The sequence below is a fragment of the Bradyrhizobium sp. USDA 4472 genome (assembly GCF_054058595.1).
Genome location: NZ_JBSSAM010000002.1, coordinates 53,273 through 78,228, shown reverse-complemented (window position 1 = coordinate 78,228; position 24,956 = coordinate 53,273). Strand labels below are relative to the sequence as shown.

21 protein-coding genes and 3 pseudogenes are annotated in these 24,956 nt (G+C 60.5%); 18 read left to right on the top strand and 6 right to left on the bottom strand.

The genetic code is table 11. From position 1 onward, the window contains the following. Nucleotides 1–199 precede the first annotated feature (199 nt). Both ACVWZ4_RS35890 and ACVWZ4_RS35885 read right to left on the bottom strand, forming a co-directional pair. Entirely contained in the window at nt 200–418 is a 219-nt protein-coding gene (locus ACVWZ4_RS35890; protein WP_456705402.1) for a PRC-barrel domain containing protein, read from the bottom strand. Nucleotides 419–440: 22 nt separating this feature from the next. Beyond that, nucleotides 441–749 carry a hypothetical protein gene (locus tag ACVWZ4_RS35885; RefSeq protein WP_456705403.1) on the bottom strand — a complete coding sequence of 103 codons (309 nt, stop codon included), beginning with the start codon at nt 747–749 and terminating at the stop codon, nt 441–443. Between the two features lie 416 nt (nt 750–1,165). On the opposite strand from ACVWZ4_RS35885, the gene kaiC reads away from it, so the two are divergent. The 11 genes and pseudogenes from kaiC to ACVWZ4_RS35830 all read left to right on the top strand — a co-directional run bounded on the left by kaiC (nt 1,166) and on the right by ACVWZ4_RS35830 (nt 12,634). Beyond that, nucleotides 1,166–2,863: a circadian clock protein KaiC gene (kaiC, locus tag ACVWZ4_RS35880; RefSeq protein ID WP_456790531.1), complete on the top strand. Its 1,698-nt coding sequence runs from the start codon at nt 1,166–1,168 to the stop codon at nt 2,861–2,863. Nucleotides 2,864–2,866: 3 nt separating this feature from the next. Next, a complete protein-coding gene (locus ACVWZ4_RS35875) occupies nt 2,867–3,154 on the top strand; it encodes a circadian clock KaiB family protein (RefSeq protein WP_453982610.1) in 288 nt (95 codons plus the stop codon). Then, entirely contained in the window at nt 3,154–4,641 is a 1,488-nt protein-coding gene (locus tag ACVWZ4_RS35870; RefSeq protein WP_456790530.1) for a sensor histidine kinase, read from the top strand. The genes ACVWZ4_RS35875 and ACVWZ4_RS35870 overlap by 1 nt, the downstream gene beginning before the upstream one ends. A gap of 280 nt (nt 4,642–4,921) precedes the next feature. Next, the gene (locus ACVWZ4_RS35865; RefSeq protein ID WP_456705407.1) at nt 4,922–7,489 is read left to right on the top strand and encodes a PAS domain-containing protein; all 2,568 of its coding nucleotides are present in this window, start codon (nt 4,922–4,924) and stop codon (nt 7,487–7,489) included. A gap of 179 nt (nt 7,490–7,668) precedes the next feature. Further along, nucleotides 7,669–8,070 carry an amidohydrolase family protein gene (locus ACVWZ4_RS35860; protein ID WP_456705408.1) on the top strand — a complete coding sequence of 134 codons (402 nt, stop codon included), beginning with the start codon at nt 7,669–7,671 and terminating at the stop codon, nt 8,068–8,070. Between the two features lie 75 nt (nt 8,071–8,145). Next, nucleotides 8,146–8,346 (top strand): hypothetical protein, encoded by a 201-nt coding sequence (locus tag ACVWZ4_RS35855; protein ID WP_456790528.1) that lies wholly within the window; start codon nt 8,146–8,148, stop codon nt 8,344–8,346. A gap of 422 nt (nt 8,347–8,768) precedes the next feature. Further along, entirely contained in the window at nt 8,769–10,640 is a 1,872-nt protein-coding gene (ligD, locus tag ACVWZ4_RS35850) for a DNA ligase D (protein ID WP_456705409.1), read from the top strand. Between the two features lie 35 nt (nt 10,641–10,675). Further along, nucleotides 10,676–10,858, top strand: a pseudogene (locus tag ACVWZ4_RS35845) (IS630 family transposase); the annotation flags it as partial. Nucleotides 10,859–11,640: 782 nt separating this feature from the next. Then, a complete protein-coding gene (locus ACVWZ4_RS35840; protein WP_456705410.1) occupies nt 11,641–11,952 on the top strand; it encodes a DUF736 domain-containing protein in 312 nt (103 codons plus the stop codon). A gap of 134 nt (nt 11,953–12,086) precedes the next feature. Then, a pseudogene (locus tag ACVWZ4_RS35835) lies at nt 12,087–12,393 on the top strand (type II toxin-antitoxin system RelB/DinJ family antitoxin). Continuing rightward, a pseudogene (locus tag ACVWZ4_RS35830) lies at nt 12,390–12,634 on the top strand (type II toxin-antitoxin system RelE/ParE family toxin). Before ACVWZ4_RS35835 ends, ACVWZ4_RS35830 begins: the two co-directional pseudogenes overlap by 4 nt. Nucleotides 12,635–12,856: 222 nt before the next feature. On the opposite strand, the gene ACVWZ4_RS35825 reads toward ACVWZ4_RS35830, so the two are convergent. The 3 genes from ACVWZ4_RS35825 to ACVWZ4_RS35815 form a co-directional block, all read right to left on the bottom strand. After that, on the bottom strand, nt 12,857–13,993 hold the full coding sequence (locus ACVWZ4_RS35825; RefSeq protein WP_456705411.1) for an RHE_PE00001 family protein: 1,137 nt from the start codon (nt 13,991–13,993) through the stop codon (nt 12,857–12,859). A gap of 355 nt (nt 13,994–14,348) precedes the next feature. Then, nucleotides 14,349–14,744, bottom strand: coding sequence for a type II toxin-antitoxin system VapC family toxin (locus ACVWZ4_RS35820; RefSeq protein WP_456705412.1), 396 nt, complete (start codon nt 14,742–14,744; stop codon nt 14,349–14,351). Continuing rightward, nucleotides 14,744–14,989, bottom strand: coding sequence for a type II toxin-antitoxin system VapB family antitoxin (locus ACVWZ4_RS35815; protein ID WP_456705413.1), 246 nt, complete (start codon nt 14,987–14,989; stop codon nt 14,744–14,746). The genes ACVWZ4_RS35820 and ACVWZ4_RS35815 overlap by 1 nt, the downstream gene beginning before the upstream one ends. Nucleotides 14,990–16,643: 1,654 nt before the next feature. On the opposite strand from ACVWZ4_RS35815, the gene repA reads away from it, so the two are divergent. The 3 genes from repA to repC all read left to right on the top strand — a co-directional run bounded on the left by repA (nt 16,644) and on the right by repC (nt 20,330). Continuing rightward, nucleotides 16,644–17,864 (top strand): plasmid partitioning protein RepA, encoded by a 1,221-nt coding sequence (gene repA / locus ACVWZ4_RS35810; protein WP_456705544.1) that lies wholly within the window; start codon nt 16,644–16,646, stop codon nt 17,862–17,864. Beyond that, nucleotides 17,864–18,862, top strand: coding sequence for a plasmid partitioning protein RepB (gene repB, locus ACVWZ4_RS35805; protein ID WP_456705414.1), 999 nt, complete (start codon nt 17,864–17,866; stop codon nt 18,860–18,862). The genes repA and repB overlap by 1 nt, the downstream gene beginning before the upstream one ends. A gap of 253 nt (nt 18,863–19,115) precedes the next feature. Beyond that, entirely contained in the window at nt 19,116–20,330 is a 1,215-nt protein-coding gene (gene repC, locus ACVWZ4_RS35800; RefSeq protein WP_456705545.1) for a plasmid replication protein RepC, read from the top strand. Nucleotides 20,331–20,570: 240 nt separating this feature from the next. Here the strand turns inward: repC and ACVWZ4_RS35795 are convergent, their stop codons facing one another. Beyond that, entirely contained in the window at nt 20,571–20,771 is a 201-nt protein-coding gene (locus ACVWZ4_RS35795) for a hypothetical protein (RefSeq protein WP_456705415.1), read from the bottom strand. Nucleotides 20,772–21,806: 1,035 nt separating this feature from the next. Here ACVWZ4_RS35795 and ACVWZ4_RS35790 point away from each other — a divergent pair. The 4 genes from ACVWZ4_RS35790 (at nt 21,807) to ACVWZ4_RS35775 (ending at nt 24,582) form a co-directional block, all read left to right on the top strand. Next, on the top strand, nt 21,807–22,118 hold the full coding sequence (locus tag ACVWZ4_RS35790) for a DUF736 domain-containing protein (RefSeq protein WP_456705416.1): 312 nt from the start codon (nt 21,807–21,809) through the stop codon (nt 22,116–22,118). A 61-nt stretch (nt 22,119–22,179) separates the two neighbouring features. Then, nucleotides 22,180–22,356 carry a hypothetical protein gene (locus tag ACVWZ4_RS35785; RefSeq protein ID WP_456705417.1) on the top strand — a complete coding sequence of 59 codons (177 nt, stop codon included), beginning with the start codon at nt 22,180–22,182 and terminating at the stop codon, nt 22,354–22,356. Nucleotides 22,357–22,802: 446 nt separating this feature from the next. Then, nucleotides 22,803–23,609 carry a ParA family protein gene (locus ACVWZ4_RS35780; RefSeq protein ID WP_456705418.1) on the top strand — a complete coding sequence of 269 codons (807 nt, stop codon included), beginning with the start codon at nt 22,803–22,805 and terminating at the stop codon, nt 23,607–23,609. Continuing rightward, nucleotides 23,599–24,582 (top strand): ParB/RepB/Spo0J family partition protein, encoded by a 984-nt coding sequence (locus ACVWZ4_RS35775; protein WP_456790526.1) that lies wholly within the window; start codon nt 23,599–23,601, stop codon nt 24,580–24,582. Before ACVWZ4_RS35780 ends, ACVWZ4_RS35775 begins: the two co-directional genes overlap by 11 nt. Nucleotides 24,583–24,956: the final 374 nt, after the last annotated feature.

Here is a 24,956-nt window from a genome sequence, read left to right as displayed (position 1 = left end):
TGTCCACCGTCCCGTCCCGGAAAACTCGGGCAATAAAGGAGGCAGCTTAATCACTAAGTGCCGACCGTGTGGTCGCGATGTGCCTGAAAGCGGACGCGCTATGCTCACTTTGAGTTCGTGTCGAGTTTGACCCTAGCGAACTCTCGGCCACCCAAACAACCAGCGGGCTGTTTTGTCGGTGAAGATGGTGCTCCAGCCATCAGTTCTGGATGAGCTTGACGGTTGAAATCGGCCATTCGCCGTCGTGCCCAGCGATTGAAATGCGAAGACCGTGCACTTCGTCGAGATAGACATGATCAATCGTTCCAGCTTTGCCGTCAGTCATGACGACAGTCTTCCCGATCAACTCGTCCTCGGCAGCGTGCAGCTCCCGGAGGATGCTAACGGCTCTTTCCTCACCAGTGCTCGACGTGGTCATGCGCGTAACAATGACATAAGGGTCACGAAGCCGACGTGCTCGGAAACGGACGTGCGAGCTGGTATCGTATGACAATGAGCCAAGCCCAGAGCTTCGCAAACCAATTAAGCTTCAGCAGCTTTGGCTTCACTGCCGCGAACAGTCGTTCCACAATGAGTAGGCTGGCGGCATACGCTGCGATGATCATGGCTGTGCCGGTGATCCAGTGGCCCTCGCTCGCTACCGCTACAGCTATTAGCTTCAAAGGCTCAACCAGACAGACCGGCACGGCTAGCAGCGTGAGTGACTGATACGGACCGAGTTTGTCGATGGCTTGTCGCAAGATAGTCACTGGTCTCGGCCTCCTTCTGGCCTAAGCGAATAGAACTTTTGGGTGCGCAGATGAGTTCCAGTGACGATTCGGATCGGTAAGAAGTGGCTGGGCCGATCGCTCCGCATCCGTGCTTAAGAACGCGAATGGATTGCCGGCTTGAAGCACTCTATTGACCCGAAGGCGAAGACGACGCGGACGAGAGGGAGCCGATCCTGCTCCTGCGGCGCAAACAAATCCCACGAAGACATTGTCGCGTTCGAGAGGGAGATCTTCCGTCTGCTCTGATTGTCCGCAGCCGGGGTAGAGCGCCTCCACGGCCATCTCGTATGTCGAATTTAGTTCCGCCTGGACCGGTGAAATATTCGCACTTTTAGGACTGGGCAGCTCAGTTCCCACGAACTACAACGGGATTGGACAAGTTCTGGAACCGGGGCATGACTGAAGGAATATCCAAGTCTCTTACTGGTATTGACGGCTTCGATGAGTTGACACTAGGTGGCCTTCCCTCCGGGCGCCCGACCTTGGTTTGCGGTTCGGCGGGCTGCGGCAAGACGCTTTTTGCCTCGACATTTCTCTTCAATGGCGCGCGGCAACACGACGAGCCGGGCGTCTTTGTGACCTTCGAGGAGCGACCGGTCGATATCGTCGCGAACGTCGACTCGCTCGGTTTTGACCTGCAGAGCCTAATCGACCAATCCAAGATCGTTATCGAGCACATTGCAATCGACCCGTCAGAAGTCGCCGAGATCGGCGATTACGATCTCGAAGCCCTCTTTCTGCGCCTTGAATTTGCTGTGGACCAGATCGGCGCAAAGCGCATCGTGCTCGATACGATTGAGAGCCTGTTCTCGGCTTTCTCAAACCCGGCCATCTTGCGCGCCGAAATCCGCCGCTTGTTCGACTGGCTCAAGCAGAAAGGTCTGACGGCCGTTATCACTGGTGAACGTGGGGACGGTAGCCTGACCAGGCAAGGTCTGGAAGAATACGTCTCCGACTGTGTGATCCTGCTCGATCACCGCGTCGAGAAGCAGATCTCGACGCGGCGCTTGCGCATCGTCAAATATCGCGGCACGGCACACGGTACAAACGAATATCCGTTCCTGATCGACGAGGATGGCTTCTCGGTCCTGCCGGTCTCCTCCCTCGGCCTCGGCCACCAGGTGTTCGACGAGCGCATCTCAACCGGCGTGCCCGACCTAGACGCCATGCTGACCGGCGGCGGCTTCTACCGCGGCAGCAGCATCCTACTCACCGGCGTCGCCGGCTCCGGCAAAAGCTCGCTCGCCTGCATGATGGCTGACGCTGCCTGCAAGCGCGGCGAGCACGCGCTCTATCTCTCCTTCGAGGAGTCCGAGGCGCAGACCGTCCGCAACATGAGGTCGATCGGCACCAATCTCGACAAATGGCTGAAGAACGGGCAGATGCGCTATATCGCGACGCGACCGACATTCTACTCGCTCGAAATGCACCTTGCGATCATGTTGCGCGAGGTCGGAAAGTTCAAACCACAGCTTGTCGTGCTCGATCCGATCTCCGCCTTCACCGGTTCCGCAGAGATCAGCGAGGTACAGGCGATGCTGCTGCGCATCGTCGATTTTCTCAAGTCCAATGGTATCACGGCCGTGTTCACCCACCTGGCACATGTCCAGCAGGCCGAGACCGATGCCGGGTTGTCGTCTTTAATGGATGGCTGGATCCTGCTGCTCAACCGAGAGGCGAACGGCGAGTTCAACCGCGAACTTTACCTGCTGAAAGCACGAGGCATCTCGCATTCTAATCAGGTGCGCGAGTTCGTCATGTCGAACGACGGCATCCATCTGCTTGAACCCTATCTCGGCGAAGGCGGCGCGTTGACCGGGTCGGCGCGGCGTAACGAGGAGGCTCGCGCGCGACGGGCCGAAGTCGGTCGGCTGGCCGAGGTCGCGCGGGTCCAGGACCAGATCGGCCAGCGACGACGACGCGCGCTCGCCCAGATCGAGGCGCTCAGGGCCGATATTGATGCCGACGAGGCCGAGCTCAAACGGATCGTCAAGGCTGAAGATGTTTATCTCAGACAGAGCCGGCAAGACGCCGCCGAAATGGCGCGCGGACGGGGATTGGACCTCCCTGCCGGCAAGACGAAACAGGACTAAGTCATGGTCGCATCAAGCAAAGATCCCGTTAAGCTTGTCCTCTATGTCGCGGGCGAGACACCTAAATCGCTCGCCGCGATCCGTAACCTCGAAAAGATCTGCTCGGAACACCTTGCCGGCAAGTACAAGGTTGAGGTCGTTGATCTCAAGAAGCAGCCGCAGCTCGCCCGCGAACACGGAATTGTCGCGATCCCGACCCTGGTCAAAGAGCTCCCGGTCCCCATCCGCAAGATTATCGGGGACCTTTCCGACACCCAAAAGGTTCTAGTTCATCTGTCGGTTGAGGAATAATGACGGTGGTATCGCTCGTATCTGCGTTGACCCGGGACGAACTCGAGGCTCGGCTTTACGAGGCCGAGGAGACGCTCCGGGCCATACGCGAGGGCGAAATCGACGCCGTCGTCATCAAGGGTGGGCCTACCGAACAGGTCTTCACTCTTGAGGGCGATGGGCAATCCTACCGCACATTCATGGAGGCGATGGACATCGGCGCGGCTGCGTTCGATGCCGAGGGACAATTGCTCTATGCCAATCATTCCCTGTGCGTGTTGCTGGACCGTCCGGCCGGCGCGCTGTCGGGACAAGCACTGCTTGGCATGCTCGACGCCGTCAATCAGACCACGTTCCGCCGCCTTCTAACGCAAGCGTTGAGCGAGCGGCAATCGTCTGAAATCCACGTTCGCGTCGGCGACAGCGATCGCAGCTTCCTTCTCACCGGAGCCCCGATCGATTTTGGCATCGTGAGCGGCGTCGCGATTACCTTTACGGATATCAGTGAGCGTGAACAAATCGCTGCCGCCAAGGAGTCGGAGCGGTTGGCGCGGTCGGTTCTCGCCTCCGCCAACGAGGCCGTCATCGTCTGCGACCGCGCTGGCCGGGTGACTCACATTAATGCGGCCGCCGAACGGATATGCGAGGAGGCTCCAATCGGAAGGCCGTTTGGGGAGGCCATCGAGCTGAGTTTTGCCGATGCATCCGAGTTGATGTCGGGCGCCGACATCGTGGCAATGGCTGCGAGCGGTACGCCCGTGCAGGGGCTCGAAGCCGCCGTGAAGACGTCGACCCGCGACGTCACTGACGTTATGATCAGCGCGGCGCCACTCGTCGTAACCGGCGATCGGACGCAAGGTTGCGTGGTGACGTTGATCAACCTATCGCAACGCAAAGCCGCCGAGCGCCGCCAGGCTCTTCTGATGGGCGAGCTCGACCACCGTGTCAAAAATACGCTCGCGATGGTGCTGGCGATTTCCGCGCGTACCGCATCCCACGAACGCACGATCGAGGACTTTCAGAAATCATTCTCGGGCCGCATCCAGGCGCTGGCCGCCACCCACACGCTGCTGTCCAATGCCTCCTGGGAAAACCTGCAGATCAAGGATGTGCTCCGGGTCGAGCTCGCGCCGTATGCGACGCTTTCCGGCGGACGCATCACGATGGAAGGATTGGACATTTCCATCGATTCCAAGACAGCCGTCTCCCTGGGGCTGGTGTTCCACGAATTGACGACTAACGCGGTGAAATACGGCGCGCTTTCGAGCCGATCCGGCAAGCTGTCAGTGCGGCGGATCGGCCTGCTCGACGACGGTGCTTTGCAGATCGAATGGGAGGAGCGCGACGGCCCGTTGGTGACGCCGCCGACCTCATCCGGCTTTGGCCAGACCCTCATCTCCCGCAGCCTCGGCAGTGGACCGAGCGGAGGGACAAAGCTCGAATACCGGCCCAGCGGAGTAGTCTGCCAGATCGTAATCCCGAAGTACGGCCATTTCCATTCGCATTAGCTTTATGTGGTTCAACGTGCGTTTCTAGTGGTCTCGCCGAGCCGGCTGCAAATCGTCTCGCATCGAATCTTTTCGTTGTCTGTGAGATCACGCGTCCCTGTCTCCGGGAACGCCAGAGGAGAAGTACGACCAAACAATCTCAATCGCGTACCTCCGTTGGCTAATTTTGAGTAATTGCTGCAATGCTGCAATCAAAGACCTCTCGCGTTGGGTATGATTTGGATGCATTCTTCCCGTCATCGTTTCCGCGACGGGTCAACTTTTCCGACAGTGAGGGCATATGGCCGATTGGATGTCCGGAACAGCCGACTGGACCGGACAATTCAACTTTCTGAACGGTGGCGGCACCGTCGGGGCGCTTATGCGCGCTCACGACTGGTCGAATTCACCACTTGGTCACCCGGAAAATTGGCCGCAGTCTTTGCGGTCAGTCGTCGGTCTTTTACTCAATTCCAAGTTTCCAATGTTCGTCGCATGGGGCGAACAGCTTGGATTTCTCTACAACGACGCGTACGCGGAAATCCTCGGTGCCAAGCACCCGCGCGCACTTGGCGCTCGTTTCTTCGACATTTGGTCAGAAATCTGGCCTGACATTTCGCCGTTAATCGACGCCGCCATGGCGGGTGAGGCGACCTACCGTGAGGACCTGCCCCTCACAATGAACAGGCACGGCCACAACGAGGACACTTGGTTTACCTTTTCTTACTCGCCGGTTCGCGATGAGAGAGGTCACGTCGCCGGGATGTTCTGTGCCGTCGCCGAGACGACGAGCCAGGTCCTGGCAGCGCGTCGGCGCGATGCACTTTTGCAACTCGACGAGCGCCTGCGCAACGTTGCGGACACCGCAGACATCTCGTTTACAGCGTCTGAGCTGTTGGGCAAGGCGTTAGGGGCTTCGCGAGTCGGGTATGGCACGATTGATCATGAAGCCGGAACTACTTTGGTTGAAAGGAACTGGTTCGCCCCTGGATACGATAATCTTGCCGGCCTTCATCAATTTTCAGATTATGGCTCGTATATCGACGATCTACGGCAGGGCCGCGTGGTTACGAACACAGATGTTCAGAAGGATCCGCGCACCGCCGCGAATGCAGATGCATTTCGAGCGCTTGGAATCAGAGCGCATCTCGATTTACCCATTATGGAGAATGGCCGCATCGTCGGCCAAATGTTTATTCATTCGCCGGTACCGCGCGTTTGGAGCGTCGAGGAAGTTACTCTCGTTCGCGACTTTGCAGAGCGCACGCACGCCGCGATAGCCAGGCGCGCAGCAGAGCATGAGCTAAGACTGAGCGAGGGCCGCTTGCGGCAGTTGAACGAAACACTGGCAGCTCAGGTTGCGGCCCGTTCGGCAGAGCGCGACCGCCTCTGGAATCTCTCTCAGGACATGCTCGCGCGCGCCGACTACGCCGGCATGATGTCTGCGGTGAGCCCTGCTTGGACGCAAATACTGGGATGGAGCGAAGCGGAGCTCCTTGCACGTGGCTACTCGACTTTCATGCATCCAGATGACCGGCAATCTACGCTGGCCGCGATTGCTCGGATGGCTAAGACGCGTCAGCCGAGCCGGTTCGAAAATCGTATCGCAACCGTGCAAGGCGGCTGGAAGCATATTGAGTGGACTGTCGCGCCGGAGGCAGACGGTGAAAACTTCATCGCAGTTGGTCGCGATCTCAGCGTCACTAAATCCCGCGAAGCTGAACTCGAAGTTGCCCGAGAAGCATTACGTCAAAGCCAGAAGATGGAGGCGATGGGGCAGCTCACCGGAGGCGTTGCCCACGATTTTAATAATCTGCTTACGCCGATCGTCGGCGCGCTCGATATGCTGCAGCGCCGCGAGGTAGGTGGTGATCGTGAAAAGCGCCTGATCGCCGGTGCCGCGCAATCGGCGGAGCGAGCGAAGGTGCTTGTCCAGCGGCTGCTCGCCTTTGCTCGGCGTCAGCCGCTCCAACCGGTTGCGGTTGACGTCTCCAAGCTGGTTGAGAACATGGCTGAGCTCATGTCGAGCACGACGGGGCCACAGATCAAAGTCGTAGTCGACGTAAAAGATAACCTGCCGCCGGCCAAGGCGGACCAGAACCAGCTGGAAATGGCTCTTCTAAATCTGGCAGTGAATGCTCGCGACGCTATGCCGAATGGAGGCACGCTGCGGATAGCCGCGTCAGCAGATACTCAGTTGGAGGCAGACCGGAAGGTACCGCCCGGCGAATACGTTCGAATTTCCGTGGCTGACACTGGGGTCGGAATGGACGAGGCAACGCTCGCTCGAGCGGTCGAACCGTTCTTCTCTACCAAGGGCCTAGGGAAGGGCACTGGCTTGGGCCTCAGCATGGTCCACGGTCTAGCTTCCCAGCTCGGCGGTGCATTGATAGTCAATAGCAAGCTGGGCCTCGGTACCAACATCGAGCTGTGGCTGCCTCAAACCGAATCTGTGCCAAAAGTACGTAGTATCGCGCGCGATGCCCACTCAGTACGAGGCCGTGGCACGGCATTGCTAGTGGATGATGAGGAGTTCGTTCGCTTAAGCACCTCGGATATGCTCGTCGATCTTGGCTATCGCGTCATCGAGGTGACATCGGCCGAGCAGGCACTCGAAGTGGTGAGAGATAAAACTCCCATCGACTTGATCGTGACGGATCATCTCATGTCTGGCATGAGCGGCGCTGAGTTGGCGCGCACAATTCGCGCGACCTCTCCTGACACTCCGGTCTTGATCATTTCAGGTTATTCAGAAGTGGAAGGAATCGAATCGGACCTGCCTAGGTTGACGAAGCCATTTCGAAGAGACGAACTGATGACCTGCCTTGCAGCTCTGACACCAATTGCGACCAGCAAAAGCAGCAAATAGCTTCCAGCACGCAAACACTTTTTCGAGAACTAGCTTCGCTCGCGCAAGTGCCGGCATGCGCATGCCGGGCTCTTATACCGCTCGGCTACAGCCGTGGCACTAATGACGCGCGGTGGGATGGCTCACGAGACTAAGGGATTGCCCGTTTCGATATACGAACCACTTGGACCCGGCCAATCGTGGTCCCTTGTCGCCCTCCTCTTCCAAGCTCAAGGCCCCGGAGGCCGCCTCGCCATCGTAGTCGGCAGCCGCTTGCATCTGGTGTTCCTCTGTTGGACCCTGCAGCCTACTCCAAATTGCAGGCTCTCGTGCGCATCATGCGAGATTCTGGCGCGTTGCTAACGACCGGAACCGATTTGACCAACCCTTGGATAATTCCGGGCGAAAGCCTTCATCAGGAGTTTGAGTTGCTAGTGGCAGCCGGGCTTTCGCCATCCCAGGTGTCTGGCGAGAACGCCGCCCGCGCACTGCGCTCGAGGGACGTTGGCTTGATCGAGCCGGGAAGAGTGGCTGATCTCGTACTGCTTACGACCAATCCTTTGAACAACATCGCCAACACACGGTCGATCCAATGGTTATGAAAGGCGGAGAAATGGTTTCCCGTGGTCCTCCTCGATAGGCGGAGGCGATCGTAAGTCTGACGCTTGAAAAGAGAGATGGTCAGCGCCGGCATAGGATTATCCCGTCACGACATATTGCGCTGCCGCAAGGCGGCGCACTTATCGGTGGATCGCGCGGGCCAGTCTATGAGTAAAGGACTAGCACTACTTTGGCAGATTCTTGATTTTGCCGTGCTTTATAGGATTCCCGAATCAATATTTCTCAAGCGTGTCATCGTCATCGGCACGATTCCCTGATGCTCATGACCGACGCATCGACAGCTGCGTCATCCGGACCCAGACGCCTTTGCGTGCCGAGGACTTCACCGCATCGATGAACTTCACGCCTGCCAGGCCATCCTCAACGGTCGGGAAGATGATCGCCGGATCGGGCTTTATGCGCCCGCAAAGTTCGATACCCGACCAAAATTCATCTCTCCTTGGTGGTTCCAGGGGACATGGCGCGCACTCGTCGGCAAGCGTGTCTCGGGACTGCAAGCGTCAGAACGGACCCTTGTCCCATACAAGCGCATAGGCGAGCCCGACGCCCGGCTTCGCGACAGGCGGCTAGACGCGACAAGGCCCAACGTGCCACCGGCCGACGAGCGGCCCTAGCAACGCGGTTCTGCCAAAACCCTCGAACACCAGGGAACGAATCAGCTTGACGGCGTTGAGTCCGCATGTGTGCCGTGGCGTTGCGTCAGTCTGGTTCGGGAGTATGGCGCGTCGCTGGCGCCCGCAAAGCTGCTATTCCAGGTTACGTAGAGCCGTGTGATCCCACGTTGCGCGAGCATGCGCCACGCGGGAGGGATTGGGCCTACGAGATCAAAGCCGACGGATACCGCGCGCAACTGCATCTTCAGGATCGGGTTGTCACCGTCTATTCTCGCACGGGGCTCGATTGGACCGAGCAGTTTTCCTCGATCGCAGCCGCGGCTCATAAGCTGAAGGCGAAGAGCGCGATCATCGACGGTGAGGCGGTCGTCTACGGCAGCAGCGGCCTGTCCGATTTCCAGCAGCTCCGGCGCGAGCTCGGCCCCAAACGCAGCGAGCGTGTGCGCTATCACGCCTTCGATCTCCTGTACCTCGACGGTTACGATCTGCGCGACGCGGCATATGAGGATCGCAAGCGTCTACTGCAGGAGCTTCTGAAGGACGCTCCGCACACCTTCATCTACGTCGAGGCTCTCGAGGCCGATGGAGACGAGATCTTCGCCAACGGCTGCAAGCTCGGCTTGGAAGGCCTCGTCGCCAAGCGGTTCGGTCGGCCCTACCGCTCGGGCCGGCAGGAGACCTGGATCAAGCTCAAATGTAAGAAGAGCGAGACGTTTCCGATCGTCGCGTTCGTGGAAAAACTGGGAGCACATCCGCGCAAGATCGCCTCGCTCTACGTCGGGCGGCGCCAGAACGGCAGGCTCGTCTACGCGGGCAAGGTTCGGACCGGGTACACGGAAACGAGCGCGCGCGAACTGCGCGAGCGGCTGGATCCGCTAATCCGGCGGACATCGGCCCTCGATGTCCGGATCAAAAAGCCGAAGGCGACTTGGGTCGAACCGGCGATGGATGTCGAAGTGGAGTATGGCGCGATCACAGATGACGGCCTGCTCCGCGAAGCAGTCTTCAAAGGGCTTCGAGACGATCTGGCATTGCGGAAGGTCAAAGCCCCCCGGCTTGTGCCCTCCTCTGTCGGACGGCCAAAGCTCGGCGTGCCCAAGGAAAACATCCTCCAGCTTCTTCCCGACGCGGTCGTGCCCTCCAAGGAACAGTTGACGTATTATTGGAAGCGAGTTTGGAAGAAAGCACTGCCGCATCTCGGCCACCGCCCGCTCAAGCTCGTGCGGCACGTGCACGGCACGACCTTTTACCACAAGGGGCCGCTTCCGAACGAGATTCCGGGGGGCGTGCATCAGCTTCGCATTCGGAAGCGCGAGGGTGGCGAAGGCACGCGCTTGTGGGTCAACACCCTTGATGGCTTTCTCGGACTGGTGCAGATGGGCGTCGTCGAGCTGCACCCGTGGAATTCAACCGTGGAGGACTTCGAGCACGCTGATCGCATCGTCATCGACCTCGACCCTGGCGAGGGCGTTGAATGGAAGGTCCTTACTGAAGCCGCGCTTGAGCTGCGCGCGCTGATGAAGCGCGAAGGGCTTGACACCTGGCCCAAGCTGACCGGGGGCAAGGGTGTTCATCTGATGGCGCCGCTCAATGAGCCAATACTGCACGATCAGGCGCATCGCATCGCGCGCGGACTTTGCTCCGAGTTCGCGGCGCGCAATCCCAATCGCTACACCCTTTCGGCGCAGGCAAATCGCAGCAACCGGATCTTCCTCGATTATCTGCGCAACGGACGCGGCACTACCGCGATCGGCACCTATTCGCCGCGGGCGCGCCACGGATTTCCGATTGCTGCACCTGTAACCTGGACACGCATCGAAAATGGGATCAGGCCGGACGCGTTCACAATGGAGAGCCCGCTCCGGGCGAAGAACGCATCGCCGCGGCTTTCGAGGACGAGATCACTCGCGCAGCGGACCCATTACTTCAAGGACTGATCGCGCACGCTTGTCCAGGCTGCTGGCGCCGGTGCCTGTCGCCATACTCGCCCGACCTCAACCCGACCGAAGAGCCAACTCCAAGATCAAAGTGGATGAGGCAAGCTCAGAAGCGCACCATCGAGGACAGTTGGAGTCGGTCACCTCATCCAAGAAATCCAGCCGTGCGAATGCGCCAATTATTCGCCAACTCCGGTTGTGCTTCAGTCAAAATGTGAAACACTCTAGCCGCGTCGCGTTTTCGTATTCCAGACGTCGACAAACAGCAGTCGCGCGCGATCACCGCCGGCGAGCAAGACGTCTGTCCCGGCCATTTCGCTCACGTTACCGGCTACGGGTTCGCCTGCTCGCAAACATTAAGCAGCCGTAAACGAATAAACGCCGTATGTGACTTTCGACATCTGAACAGAATTAGACCAAATGAGGGACCACTCAGGTGATCAAAATCGTTGACGACTAATCCGGCCTGCATGTCGTTCCTCCTTCGAGGAGGACGTCATTCTGACTTTGCACAGGTCGTCGTCGCTGTGCCGAGCAAATCGCGCTTGCGGCCTGCGGGTTCACTGTCGGGCCGCGTGGCTCTCTTTACGGCAGAGTAGCGCGCTTGCCCGTTTTGGGGTGTCGACCCGCAAGCCTGAGGAATTTAAAGATGTGTGGGGTGAGCGGTGATCGGGTTGTTTCGTCGGTCAAGGTTTCGATGGTCGACATTGTCGTGTTCCTCGGCCATTTCTTGTGGCGCACCCACGCCGTTCTCGATTGGCATGTCTGACCGAAGGGCGTCGTCGCTTGAGCGCCGCCTCGCTCTTACCCCCGCAACAGCCGGTTACGACTTTCTTCCCCTGGCCGCTGCGCGCCCATTCCTCGCGCAAGCCAAGAAAGTCGTGCCCTGGCTGCCCTCTACTGCGTGCCGGCCCCTTCGGCGTGCGGGTCGATCGCCTCCGGTCTGTCGCCAGCCATCGAGGCCGCGATGGGCGGCCCGGGAAACTGAAAGGACACGACAATGGCGACCATCGGCACCTTCACCTCGACCGGTAACGGCTTCTCCGGCACGGTTCGCACCCTCGCTCTCAATGCCAAAGCCAAGCTGGTTCGCGTCGAGAATCCCTCCGACAAGGGACCGCACTTCCGCATCTTCGCCGGCAATGTCGAGCTGGGAGCGGCTTGGCAGAAGAGCGCCAGGGACACCGAGCGCGATTACCTCTCGGTCAAGCTGGACGATCCGAGCTTCCCGGCTCCGATCTATGCCACCCTGATCGAGGTGGAGGGCCAGGACGGCCTACAGCTCATCTGGTCCCGCCCGAATCGGGATTGAGGGCCCACAGCAATGGCTCCGCCGAAAGGCGGGGCCATTTGCCCGCTGTCACAGCCTCGGCTCACGGAGCCGTGATAGTCTCTGGTGCATGTCATTCAAATGTATTTCATCTGGATACGAATAAGGAGGTCGCTATGGCTTCGAATGCCTGTCCAGACCCGCATCGATGCGGACGTGAAGGAAAAGGCCACTGCGGTTCTGGAAAACATGGGTCTCACGGTATCCGACGCCGTGCGGATCCTGCTGACGCGCACGGCCAATGAAGGGATGCTTCCGCTGGAGCTCGTGAGCAACAGCCAAGCTTACGATACCTGGTTTCGTGAGAAGGTGCGCCAGGCGTTGGCCGACACGCGGCCTGATATCGATGATTTCGAGGCCGAAGCGCATTTCGCACAACGCCGTGCCGCTGCGCTTCGAAAAGCGCCGGAGCAGGAACGGTGAAACTAGTCTGGTCGCGCTTCGCGTTGTCCGATCGCGACAGCATTTTCAGCTACATCGAGGCCGAGAATCCTCGTGCCGCGGTCCATGTCGACGAACCGATTGCGAATGCCGCGCGGCTTCCGGATAGCGGTCGGCCGGGGCGTGTCGCTGGGACGCGCGAGTTGGTCATTCCGCGTACTCTTATGTCGCGGCGTACCTGGTCGACGGCGATAAAAGTTTTGATTTCTTGCCTATGTCGTAGCTGGGCTACGATAAGTACGGTCAAACTAAGGCTCAAGCCCTCGTCTCGCGTGCCGGACGAATAAAGGCCTTGGTCAGCGTCTCGAGCCGGAGTTTTCGTCACACCCTCTGGCGCTGGAAACGGCCGCTGCTGGATTTCAACCGCGCGGCTTTTTTGTTGGTGCATTTTTAATTTGGACGAGACGGCCTTTCTGCCGAGCGTTCACAACACGGGCTTTCGCCTCTACAGGACGCCCCACGCCCGGTAGCGTCCGCGCCCGGTCGCCTCGCGCAGGCCGAGCTCGGCGACCAGGTTTTGGGCAGCACGGGGAGTGATCTGGAGTTCCGCCGCGATCATGCCCGCCGAAACGATCGGCCTCGTCAGCACGTAGTCGAGGAGAGCCGGCAGTTTTGAAGTGGTGCGACGGCCGGGGAGTTTTCGGGCGAGCAGGTTTCTGGTCATCAGCCAGCGGTCGTGATCCTTGCGGCCAGACTCGGCGGCGGCCGTCATGGCCTCGAGCTGCACGACCAAACGCGCTGCGGCCTCGCGTGGCCGCCGGCGCTCACGCGGAATGTTTTTCAGCCCAGCATGCAGGCACGGCAGATGGGATCGCGTTTTGCCGCGGTCCCTCAACAATGCTGCGGCGAGCAGGCGGCCGAGCCAAGGCGTGTGCTCGAGCGGTTCGATCTCACCCCAGGCGTCGGCGGCAATCGCCCCAGCCAGGGTCGGCGGCAAGCCGCGAGTCTGGTCGACCACATCGCGCCACTGATCGAGGCGTTCCTCCTCATCCCAGTCGGGATCGTAGATGAGAGAATCCCGCTCCGGCCGAAACCGAGTCTCGTCGGCAAGCCTCCGCTCCGCCCTGGTGTTCGCTGCGTCGACCGCGTCGAAAGCGGCGGCCAGATGGGGATCGGTCTCGCGGAGACCGAGGGGCAATTCGAGACCCACCTCCTCCCGCTCGCGAGCCTCGTCGATCTCAAAACCTCCCTCACCTTCCTTCCACTTGCTCGTCTCCTGCTCTCGTTCGCCCCGCCCGCGGAGGCTGGAGAGCCCTCGAGCTGACAACGCCCATTCGGGTTTCGCCTCGGCGATGCGCCGACGGGCGCGCAGCACGGCGTGGGCGCGAGTCAGCTCATGGGTAGGAGCGCGAACGTCCATGCCGGCATCGTGGAGCACGAGGTCATCGAGGTGGACAAGTTCGCCGTCCAGCCACAAACTGGCGCAGGCATCGGTGAAGTGTGTCCGGCTGATTGCGCCGTCACGGATTGGGCTTTTGGCCAGCCGCTCGTCGAAGCGAGCCACGGCGTCCTCGGCGGCAGCGAGCGGTCCGACGAGCTGGGCCCAAGGCAGTGGATCGGGGATTTTGTAGGTCGGCAGCAAGGCCCTGATAAACCTTAGGGAGAAGCAGCGAAACGGAAACTAACACGGCTTTAGCTTCCGTCATAGCGATGTCGGTTCCGGACAGTCCACGATTGAATTTCGGCTAGCAAATTAGCGCTTCGGCCGACCTCGACCCAGACTCTTCGCCGCGCTGGCGCCAAACCGCCGAGAAGATGCGCCGCTGGTCAGGTCCCCTGCCCTCTACCGGACGCCTTCGGCCGCCGTCCGCGCTCAGATGTCCTCGTTGGTCAGGTCGACTGTCCGAACGTCGCGGTCACGGCTATCGGGCTGGCTCCCCGCGAATCAGCGTTCATTACTTCTGCCACGCTCAGACTCGGTCCGATAGTAGCGCTTGTCAGGCCGCCTCGATGTCGGTCTGCGGAAAATCCGCGCCCTTGAACATCAACGGTTCGCCAAGATATCGGGCGCAGGCGTAGGCAAAACAGTCCCCGAAATTGAGCCGCGCCGGGTGTCGGCCCTTGCCGAAGCGGTCGAAGGCGTCGAGCGCGATGCGGGCTGTTTCGGGCGCAACGTTCACCATTTTAATTTCGATCAGCGCGAGATAACTCTCGACCGCTTCGGCCGCCGCGGTGATCGGCAGATCGAGCACGCGGGCGATAGCAATCGCCGCCTCCCAGACGGCCAGCGGCGAAGTCAGCCGGGTTGTGCTTTGCTGCACGCGGGCCAGCAACTCGCGCGCCTCATCTTCGTCGGTCAGCATCGCGGTGAGCGCCGAAGCGTCAATGAACATCAGGAATCCTCGTACAGGCTGTCGCGGAACGCCTTGTCAGCAGGCTTGCCGCTCTGCGGATTGCCTCTAGCCCGGAGATCGCGACAGAACTGTACGCCCAGGTCGACCAAGGTTGGCTTACCCTGCTCACGCTCCAGCTCATGGGCGAGCGCCGTATGCACGGCCTCGGTGAGGCCAATCTTCTTGAGCGCAGCGACCCTGCGTGCCAGCGCGTCGGTCTCGGGATTCTTAATATGGAAAGCCATCGGGCGCTCCTCTATCCGCCAACGTGTATCCTTATATAGCACGTCGGATACACCACTTGAAGGCCAACCCCAATTGCTCGCCAAGGCTTGCTCACGACGCCTAGCGGCATTCTGATGTTTGAGGCCGCCTTTGACTTTTCCTCGGACCAGTACGCTCAACGGTCTGTTTGGAATTTCCGGGGGTTCTGTGCTGCGTCCAGCCCCGTCGCGACGGCGGCCAAGGCTGTGCGACCTTGAGATTCGCTGGATTGGGTTGCCGGGTCCGGACTGGCCCCCTAGGGCGCGGAATGAATCTCTGCTTGAAAAGAGCGTCTGCTCTCCAGATTCCAACCGTGCACTTGAGGCTCAGAATTTTCACCGGCTTGTTGACCGCGGTCAACTTTTGATGGTCGGGCGCGCACAGGCAGGGCGTGTAGGTGCTATGATACCGAAATGCCAAAGCGGATGCGGGGGTCCTGCGGGCATGAGCTGCTGCCTTCCCTCCTCGGATTACGACGGTGTTCGGCTTTCTGCACCGAGCAAAAGTTGACCGCGGTCAACTTTCCAATGCACTACATTACGCGATCCTTCCCTCGCTAGACGTTGGTGCGTGGAGCCGTCCACATCTGAACCGGGTTGCAAAATCGGCAATCTGGGGCCAGGGGTTCTTTGACTAGCAGGCCTGAGCCGACCGAAAATCATAAACTCCGAGATTGGCCTGGCGGACATCTCCGATCAGAGCTGGGTGGGCATGATAAAAGCCTGCCGGCCCTTACCGCTGAATGCTCTTTGGAATTCGATTCTCATGGGGCGCATCGACCGCGGGCAGGCAAAAGATACGAGCGTCGCCTGGGCGGTCCGAATGAGCATCTCGAAAAATTCGCCTAGCAAAGAGTTTGGCTCGTGGTCATCGTCCAATTTCACACTGGCGCGAGACTAGATCCGAACGCCTTTTCGGTCGGCCGATCGATGATGGTGATGAGGTTCTGCGCTGTCTCGCCGTCCGCATGGCAACGTCTCGCAGTTGGCCCAGACGATGCGGGGAGAGCGGCCCGAACACTCGCCAAAGCGGGCTCAGCCCGCGAAGAAAGTTGGTGACGCCCCGTAGAGTTTGCACTTCACCGCTGCAACGGATCGGAAGTCTTCGATAGAAGCGATGCCGAGAAAAATGCCATCGCTCGCGATCCAAGATTTCCTTTCGCAGACAAAGACAGCATTGAGCTGGCAGCAGCCTATCGTTCGGCGGCAGAAATCTTCTATGCTTATCCATGGCTTCTGAACGTACAGGGCCTTCCACGGCAGCACGCTGGCGGCTTAGGAGGCGCAATTTTGTAGCCAAATGGGGCCGAGTGACCGCGTCGGGCAGGGGTGCTCAAGGTGTTCGACGTCGACCAGTCTGGCCGAGACCACTTCTCAGATAGGTGACGGCGATTGCGGGTGAGCTTCGCCGAACATGGGAGCGCCACGCACCGCATTGTTGCTATTCGTTGAAGTCGCGATGCATGTAGAACTCGGCCTTTGCGCGACTGGTTCGTTGGCCTAGCCCCAGCCGTCCCGTAGTCCTTAATCTCTCGTTAACCCTTTCTTCATTGCCGAGCGGTAGAGAATCGGAGTTACTAACGCCGAATGTAGAGTTTTCGGCAAAATGTCGTAACCACGAGATGCCGCCGTGTCTTTGACAGAACAAACTGTCGCCGATTATTCGGCGTTAAATGAGCCTCGCGCGATCCATGAACTGATCGCTGCGGACGCTCGCGAGCTATCCGCGAAACTTGTCGCCCACAGACTGAAACTCTTCCCGCCGAAAGCCGCAAAAACCTTACGTCGATTCTCGTCCGGCGAAGCGGCCAAGTTGATCGGCGTGAACGACTCCTATTTGCGGCAGTTGTCGCTCGAGAAGAAGGGGCCCGATCCCGAGATCGGGCCGGCCGGCCGACGTCTCTATTCCCTGGGCGACATCCAGGCCCTTCGGACTTATCTCGACGAGACCGGAAAGGCCTCGCGCCGATATCTGCCGACGCGCGGGGAAGGGGAGCATCTGCAGGTCATAGCTGTCGTTAACTTCAAGGGCGGTAGCGGCAAGACCACCAGTGCGGCGCACTTGGCCCAGCATCTCGCCTTGCAGGGATATCGCGTTCTTGCCGTCGACCTCGATCCCCAAGCGTCCTTGTCGGCTCTGCATGGATACCAGCCCGAATTCGACGTCGAAGAGAACGGCACCTTGTATGGCGCCATCCGCTACGACGACAGCCGACGCGAATTGAGCGACATCATCCGACGGACCTACTTCCCGCTCCTGGATATCGTGCCAGCGAACATCGAACTGATGGAATTCGAGCACGAGACGCCCAAGGCTTTGGCCCAGCGGCAGTCCGGAGATCCACTCTTCTTCGCAAGGGTGGCGACGGTGCTCGGGTCGGTGGAGGCGAACTACGACGCCGTTGTCATTGATTGTCCGCCCCAGCTGGGATTCCTCACGCTGTCGGCACTATGCGCCGCGACCGCAGTCCTCATCCCGGTGCATCCCCAGATGCTCGACGTGATGTCGATGTCGCAGTTTCTTCTGATGACCTCGGACTTGTTGGAAGTCGTCGCGAAAGCCGGCGGCAACATGAATTACGATTGGATGAGATATCTCGTTACCCGCTACGAACCCGGCGACGGTCCGCAGGCGCAGATGGTCGGCTTCATGAGATCGCTTTTCGGCGACCGCATGATCACAAACATGATGCTGAAAAGCACCGCAATCAGCGACGCCGGCATCACCAAGCAAACCCTCTACGAGGTGCCGCGCGAACAGTTCACGCGATCGACCTACGACCGCGCGATGGAGTCGCTCGACGGCGTCAATGGGGAGATCCAGAACCTCATGCAAGCGGCCTGGGGGAGAGCCTGATGGGACGCAAGAACCTACTCAGCGATCTGCTGAGCGATGCCAAGCCGGCCGCTCCTAGCGCGCCGCCGGCGGAGGAGGGGAGGGCACCCCACCCGACCCTCGGTGGGCGTGGCGTCGTCGGAGCCATGAGTCGGTCGCTTGAGCGATTGACGGCCGAGAGCGAAGCGGCGAGAGCGCTGGCCGATCGGTTCGCCAATGGCGAGACAGTGCTCGAAATCGATGCCTCGCTGATCGACGCATCTATCGTGCCCGACCGGATGCCTGGTACGGACGAGGAGCATGAGGCTCTGGTCCAATCGATCTCCGCCAACGGCCAGCTCGTTCCCGTTCTACTGCGTCCTCATCCAAGTCAGCCGGCCCGCTACCAAACGGCTTACGGTCATCGCCGGGTGCGGGCGCTGAAGGCACTCGGACGGCCGGTCCGTGCGGTCATCAGGAAGATGACCGACGAAGAGCTCGTGGTGGCGCAAGGCAAGGAGAACGGCGAACGGAAGGATCTTTCGTTCATCGAGAGGGCAATCTACGCCGTCACTCTCGAGGACCGCGAGTTCAAGCGTGACACGATCGGCTCCGCCCTCAGCGTCGATAAGACCGAACTTTCCCGCCTGATCTCGGTCGGTCGCGCCATTCCGCGTGCGCTGATCGAGGCAATCGGCCCCGCCCCGAAAACTGGCCGGAGACGGTGGATGGAGCTCGAAGCCTTGCTCCAGGGCAAGGATGCAATCGGCGACTTGGCGCCGCTGATCTCGAACCAGGCCTTTCGCAGTAAAGATTCCGATGCGCGCTTCCTTGCCGTATGCGCAGCGCTTGCGCCCAGGCCGCAGCGAGCGGAACCTGAGCCTTGGACATCTGCCGACGGCAAGGCAGTCGCCTCGATCGACCGCAAAACGGAAAAGACCACCCTTGCGGTAAACGAGAAGGTTGCCCCAGGCTTCGGCGAATTCGTCGTAGGACGGCTAGGTGAACTATACGTGGAGTACCTCAAGGGAACTGCGTAAGCGCGCTTCCCGAGACTCCTTGAGAACATGGCGCAGCCAGCAAGAAGGCTTGCCGCGCGATCAGTAGGCGTATCGATTTTCAACAGAGGAGTAGAACGCAAAGAAAAAGGCCCCCGAAACGTCTCCGCCCGGAAGCCTTCTCTAACGTGTAAGCAGCCTTAGAGAATCACGGACGCGAATCCCAGTCAAGCGTATTTGCTGCGGTATCGATTCGCCGAGCGCTTTTTCTTTGCCTGAAAAGGCGAAGAACATGATCGACAGTCACCCAACGACGCCCTTCGGGCGGCGCGCGCTGACGCTTGCCATGATGGCGAGCCAGGCGGCCGCGAAGGCATGCCCTGAAGACAGAGTAGTTCACAAGTGGAAGATCTTCCGCGCGATCACCGATGCGAGGGAGCGGCTCGATATCTCGGATCGTGCGTTGACCGTGCTCAACGGCTTGCTGACGTGTCTACCGGAGACGGCTCTCACCCCTGGCAACCTCGTTGTCTTTCCCTCGAACGCGTCTCTGAGCGAGCGCACGCACGGGATGGCTGGGACCACGCTCCGCCGACATCTCTTCGCGCTGGTCAACGCGGGACTCATCATCCGCCGCGATAGCCCCAATGGAAAGCGATACGCTCGGCGATCTGGCGATGGCACAATCGAGCAGGCGTTCGGGTTCGATCTGACGCCGATCGTGGCGCGGGCCGATGAGTTCGATCGTCTGGCCGAGGAGGTAAGGATCGAGCGTCGCGCTGTCGCCTTGGCGCGGGAGCGTGTCTCGATACTCCGGCGGGATATAGCCAAGATGATTGCCGTCGCGGCGGAGGAGGGGGCCCAGGGCGACTGGGGGGATGTCCGGAGGCGCTTCGCAGGCCTCAGTGGCCGCTTGCCACGACTGGTCGGTCTAGGCCTCCTCGAACCTCTTGCCGAAAGCCTGGAGCGCCTTGCCGCAGAGGCGGGCAAGCTGTTGGATTCACATCTCTCTGCACAGAAAACGGACGGCAATGACAACCATTCTGGCGCGCACTATCAGAATTCAAATCCAGACCCCTTTATTGAACTTGAACCAGCCTCTCAAGAAGGCACGGGGCCGATCGGTGAGACCCAACCGGTGCCGGAGAGGAGGAGCCAACAGACGACGGGATTTCCGTTGGGGATGGTCCTCAAGGCTTGCCCTGACATCGCGATGTACTCGCGGACAGGGATCGGAAGCTGGCCCGAATTCATCGCGACGGCCGCGGTCGTTCGATCGGCGCTGGGGGTCAGCCCGAGCGCCTGGGAAGACGCCGTGGACGCGATGGGGGAGGGCGATGCAGCGGTCACCGTCGCCGCGATCCTGCAACGGTCGGCCGAAATCAAAAGTCCCGGCGGCTATCTACGGGGTCTGACGGCTAAAGCTAGGGCCGGGAACTATTCCATCGGACCGCAGATCATGGCGCTCTGGAAGAAGCAAAAGATTGCAAATCATGGACAGGCTTCCTAGCAGCGAGCGGGCGTTCCGACGCCCTGCGACTGGCGACTGCGTCTCAGGAACGGCGAGACGCGAACTGCACTGCGGGCGCGATTGAAGTGTTCGATGGTTCGATAGAAGCGATGCCGCTGCCGGAGGGCGCGGGAGGCGGTGCGATGTGAAGGAAGGAGACGGGGAGCGCCAGAACATAGAGTAACGGCGCGCCCACGATGTGGCGGTGAAGCAGCCCACGATCTGCACTGCGACCTTTCGCTAGGACTCGCCGGAGCCGGCGAACAGCACCGTTGGTGGCGTTGCGCGTTGCGGCGGGATGGACCGTCCGCCTGGTGATCCTGGTTTGCTCTTGAGATCGTATCGCTGGGCCAGGTCGAGTAGTCGCCGCCTGGTGAACGGGTCCGCGTTCTCGGCCAGATCGCGCGCCCGCTTCGCGAAGCTCCTATAAAAATCTTCCACGACGCCACCCCCGCAACATCACTGAAAACCGGATTTCAGTGCGGGAGGCGCTCCGCGTCAAGCGGTCTGGTGCATACGGACAAGTTTTGGCGATCTACTTGTGCTCGCGGCGCACTGGGAGCTGGTTCCGGCAGGGAAAAACCATGACTCCGCTCTACCTGAGCCGGAAGCTGTGCCCGAAGTGCGGGAAACCGATGACGGTTGTGCCCACGACGTCGCGCCGGGCCGGCCGTGCTACGTCTGCTTGGCCTGCGAAGACGATCCGCTGCGCGATCCCGCTGCCCGGAAATGGGCGGAAAGCCGGCTGCGCCCGCCGGCTAAGTAACGTTCGAACCGAAATCGAGCCCGGCAGCCGATCTCTGTTGACGTCGATCGTGCTCACAACCCGCACCAATGCTGTGGCGTTGCAACCCGCACGCCGAGCTTCGTTCGATCGCGCGTGCCGGCGGAATCACCCCGGACTCGGCGGCCGGCAAGTCCAGCGACGCTACCATCTGTCTCACGCCTCGCCGGGCGGTCGCATGGATGCGTAGAGCGGGGCGTTGAATCCACCTGGCGAGACAGGTCACTAGCCTCTTTATCGATCTTGCGACGGCAACTTCGACAGGGGCGCCGACGTTGCTGACAGCGACAAGCTCCATCGCGGGTGATGACTCGGCGCCGAGCTGGCCTGCTCAGGGTGATCTGCGCTTTGTTACTACGCCGTTGCCTTGAAATCCGAATGGCCGGACCGACTCGGGCCGCCTGTTTTCATTCCACGTGTTTTCGCGAAGGGCGCACCCATCTGCGTCCTCGATGGAGGCTGGTCTGACCGAAGGTCGATCCCGCTTTGCGGGCTCTCGATCTTGTCCCTGCAACGCCCGCCCTCGACTTTCTTCCCCTGGCGCTGCCCGCCATTCCTCGCGGTCCAAGAAAGTCGCTGCCGGCCGCCCTCCATTCATTTCGGCCCTCCGGGTGCAGGTCGATCGCCTCCGGTCTCACGACCGCCATCGAGGACGCGATAGGCGCGCCCGAGAAAACCAAGGGAATGAGACAATGGCTACCATCGGCACCTTCACCTCCACTGGCAATGGCTTCTCCGGCGCGATCAAGACGCTAAACCTCAACGTCAAGGCCAAGCTGATCCGCGTCGAAAATCCTTCTGACAAGGGACCGCACTTCCGCATCTACTCGGGCAACGTCGAGTTGGGTGCGGCCTGGCAGAAGACCGCCAAGGACACCGAGCGTGACTACCTCTCCGTCAAGCTGGACGATCCGAGCTTCCCCGCTCCGATCTACGCCACCCTGACCGAGGTCGAGGGTACGGAACGCCTCCAACTGATCTGGTCCCGGCCGAACCGGGACTGAGCCTCCCAAGAGGGCTCCGCTGCGAGGCGGGGCCTTCTTCCCTTCGAATGGAGAGAAGCTCATGACGGTCGACACCATCGAGGAACTACGCGCCGAACTGCGCGACTGCCTGTTCGGTCCCGCGGAGCGCAAGGCGCTCGAAGCGCAACTCGTCGAGCTGATCCGGCAACGCAACCAGCCAACCACGTCCGGCGACGCATGGCCCGCCGATCAGCGGTTTTCCACCGCCGGGGCATAGCCACGGCGTCGCTTTGTTCGCTCGAGCCGGTCAAACGCCTCGCCGAGCATCAGCAGGTTGATGTCGCATTTGCGCCCGAGGGCGCCGCGCGGTTCTTACCGTCGTCCAGCTTTGGTCGGCGTCGGCTCCGTCTCGTCTCCCAAACTATACGGAGATTGCGAGGTGACGCTGCCTCAGAACGTGTTGGTTTGAACCAACAGGGCTAGTGGCACACGCATTTGGCTTTCGTTGTCTTGCGTCAACTCCGGTGTGCGCCTGTCCAATCATGCGAACTGACTGCGCGCCCGATGTGGCTCGGTCCCACCTGACTCTTCTGGCAGGGGATTTTGTGCCTGCTTTCAGGATTCTGCTGGTTCGCCATGGGCGTTGGTTCAAACCAACACCCAGGATGAAGAGGCCGGTCAAGTCAGGACCGAGCCGGCAGCCGAAGCACGGTCTGGAGGAACATGGATGGAACGGGCGCAGATGGTTGCACCAAGGTCGGCCCGGTGAACACGATCGTCATCAACAACCAAAAGGGCGGCGTCGGCAAGACGACCCTTGCCGTGCATCTGGCCTGGTTTATGGCGGAAGCGGGCCGCCGGGTTCTGATGATCGATGTTGATGCGCAGGGCAACGCGACCGACACGCTCAAGCAGCATACAGGGTCGATTTCGGCGGCCGCCCTCTTCAAGCCGGCGACCCGGTTTGTCGCTGGGGAAAACAACGGCATCACACTGGCGCCGGCCGACAGCTCTTTGACGGATATCGATCGCGGCAATGCTGCAGCTGTCATGACCCTGCAGCAGAATCTCGCTGAGGCCGCCGGCCGCTTCGATGTCTGCGTGATCGACACCCCGCCATCGCTTGGCCTTCGCAGTGTCGCTTGTTTGGTCGCCGCCTCGCATGTGTTGGCGCCGATTTACCTGGAAGATTATTCCGTAAAGGGCGTCAAAGCCCTGATGCAGACCGTGATCGGTGTGCAACGACGCTACGCTCGTCAGGACACGCGATTCCTCGGCCTGCTGCCGTCGAACTTTAATACCAAGTCGCCGCGTCAACGAACGCACCTAGAGCAGTTGTTGCGCGAAGCGGGCAAGTACGTGTTCCCAGGTCAGATCGTTGCACGGGACGGCTATGCCGAAGCCGTTGCGGAGCGGGTGCCGGTGTGGAGCTTGAAGCGTCGCTCGGCGCAAGAAGCCGGTCGGGAAATCCGCGCGGTTCTCGCCAAGATCGTGGAACGGCTTGATCAGGAGACGACGAATGACGCTTGATCTCAGCTTCAAGGAGCTCGTCGACGTCGCTGCAAACCCTGGCGGCGTAACCGGACGGCCGCTTTTGGTCGCAATCGGCTGCATTGACGAAGACCCCGATCAACCACGCCGCACCTTCGGCGAACAGGAATTGGAGGAGCTCTCCCAATCGATTGCCGAACATGGCGTGCTGCAACCCATCGTGCTTCGCCGTTCTAGTCAAGATGGACGCTACGTCATCGCCATGGGCGCGCGCCAGTACCGCGCCGCGCAGCGCGCCGGGCTGCGAGAAATGCCCGCGTTCATTCAAGACGTCGATTTGCCAGACCGATACGCTCAGATGATCGAGAATATCCAGCGCGATGATTTGCGCGTGCCTGAGATCGCGAGGTTCATCGCAGACCGATTGGACGCCGGCGATACCCAGGCGGAGATCTCGCGCAAGCTCGGCAAGCCAAGAGACTGGGTGTCGCGTTACGCATCGGTCCAAGGTATGCCGGACTTCCTTCGGGCACGGCTTGAGGGCAGTTCGATCCGTGCTCTTTATGAACTCTATCAGGCCTGGCGCACGCACCCCGACGAGATCGAGCGCCGATGCGCGACGCAGGACAGCTTTACCGACGCACAGGCTCGACAACTGGCCCGGGACGTTCGCGGGGAGGGCGTCCGGGCCAATCCACGGAACGAATTACCGGGTGGGCGACTTCGATCCGAAAACTCCGCTCCCCTCCCGGAAGCACTGCTCACGCGCAACGTGGCGGACGACCGCGAAGCGGCAACGGAGCATCAGCCAAAAACTCGCGTCGTTTCGCAATCGAAACCGGCAGCGTCGCTGGCAATCAGGGTTCGGTATCAGGATCGGACCGGGCAGCTCGTTGTCGATCGACCCGCGACCCAGGGCTCCCGTCACGCCGTGGTGTTGGTCGATGGTGCGGACAAAGAAGAGGAGTTTCCGGCGTCGGCGCTCAGCATCGAGGAGATCCTGTCGAGATGAACTCGTTCGACACTTTCGCTGCCGCGGCGACAGACTATCGGCGTGCGCCGGCGGAGCGACTTTCCGATCCGAAGGATGGCGCGTTAGCGCGGCAGCCGAAGGCCGAACGCGCTCCCCACAGCGCCGTAGAGAGGCCGCAGGCTGCTGGAAAGTCGCGGTCCACAGTGCCGGTGTCAGTTAGTGCCTTCGTTTCCTGGCTTGCCGGCGGATCGGTCTTCGCGATGCCTACTCCGCCAAACGAGCGCCCCGAGCAGAGTTCGGCACAGAGGGCAGGGGCCCTCGATCGCCTTACATTGGCGAGCGTTGAATGCAGAGAATGTTGGTTTGAACCAACATCAAGGGACAAATTTTTTGGCTTTCTAGTGCAGGATAGG

Bases quoted from the DNA above. Each gene is read 5' to 3' on its own strand.
- ACVWZ4_RS35775 (WP_456790526.1), top strand. From the start codon at position 23,599: ATGACGCTTGATCTCAGCTTCAAGGAGCTCGTCGACGTCGCTGCAAAC.
- repB (WP_456705414.1), top strand. From the start codon at position 17,864: ATGGGACGCAAGAACCTACTCAGCGATCTGCTGAGCGATGCCAAGCCG.
- ACVWZ4_RS35790 (WP_456705416.1), top strand. From the start codon at position 21,807: ATGGCTACCATCGGCACCTTCACCTCCACTGGCAATGGCTTCTCCGGC.
- ACVWZ4_RS35855 (WP_456790528.1), top strand. From the start codon at position 8,146: ATGGTCAGCGCCGGCATAGGATTATCCCGTCACGACATATTGCGCTGC.
- ACVWZ4_RS35820 (WP_456705412.1), bottom strand. From the start codon at position 14,744: ATGTTCATTGACGCTTCGGCGCTCACCGCGATGCTGACCGACGAAGAT.
- kaiC (WP_456790531.1), top strand. From the start codon at position 1,166: ATGACTGAAGGAATATCCAAGTCTCTTACTGGTATTGACGGCTTCGAT.
- ACVWZ4_RS35890 (WP_456705402.1), bottom strand. From the start codon at position 418: ATGACCACGTCGAGCACTGGTGAGGAAAGAGCCGTTAGCATCCTCCGG.
- ACVWZ4_RS35870 (WP_456790530.1), top strand. From the start codon at position 3,154: ATGACGGTGGTATCGCTCGTATCTGCGTTGACCCGGGACGAACTCGAG.
- ACVWZ4_RS35785 (WP_456705417.1), top strand. From the start codon at position 22,180: ATGACGGTCGACACCATCGAGGAACTACGCGCCGAACTGCGCGACTGC.
- ACVWZ4_RS35875 (WP_453982610.1), top strand. From the start codon at position 2,867: ATGGTCGCATCAAGCAAAGATCCCGTTAAGCTTGTCCTCTATGTCGCG.
- ACVWZ4_RS35865 (WP_456705407.1), top strand. From the start codon at position 4,922: ATGGCCGATTGGATGTCCGGAACAGCCGACTGGACCGGACAATTCAAC.
- ACVWZ4_RS35780 (WP_456705418.1), top strand. From the start codon at position 22,803: ATGGATGGAACGGGCGCAGATGGTTGCACCAAGGTCGGCCCGGTGAAC.
- ACVWZ4_RS35815 (WP_456705413.1), bottom strand. From the start codon at position 14,989: ATGGCTTTCCATATTAAGAATCCCGAGACCGACGCGCTGGCACGCAGG.
- ACVWZ4_RS35840 (WP_456705410.1), top strand. From the start codon at position 11,641: ATGGCGACCATCGGCACCTTCACCTCGACCGGTAACGGCTTCTCCGGC.
- ligD (WP_456705409.1), top strand. From the start codon at position 8,769: ATGTGTGCCGTGGCGTTGCGTCAGTCTGGTTCGGGAGTATGGCGCGTC.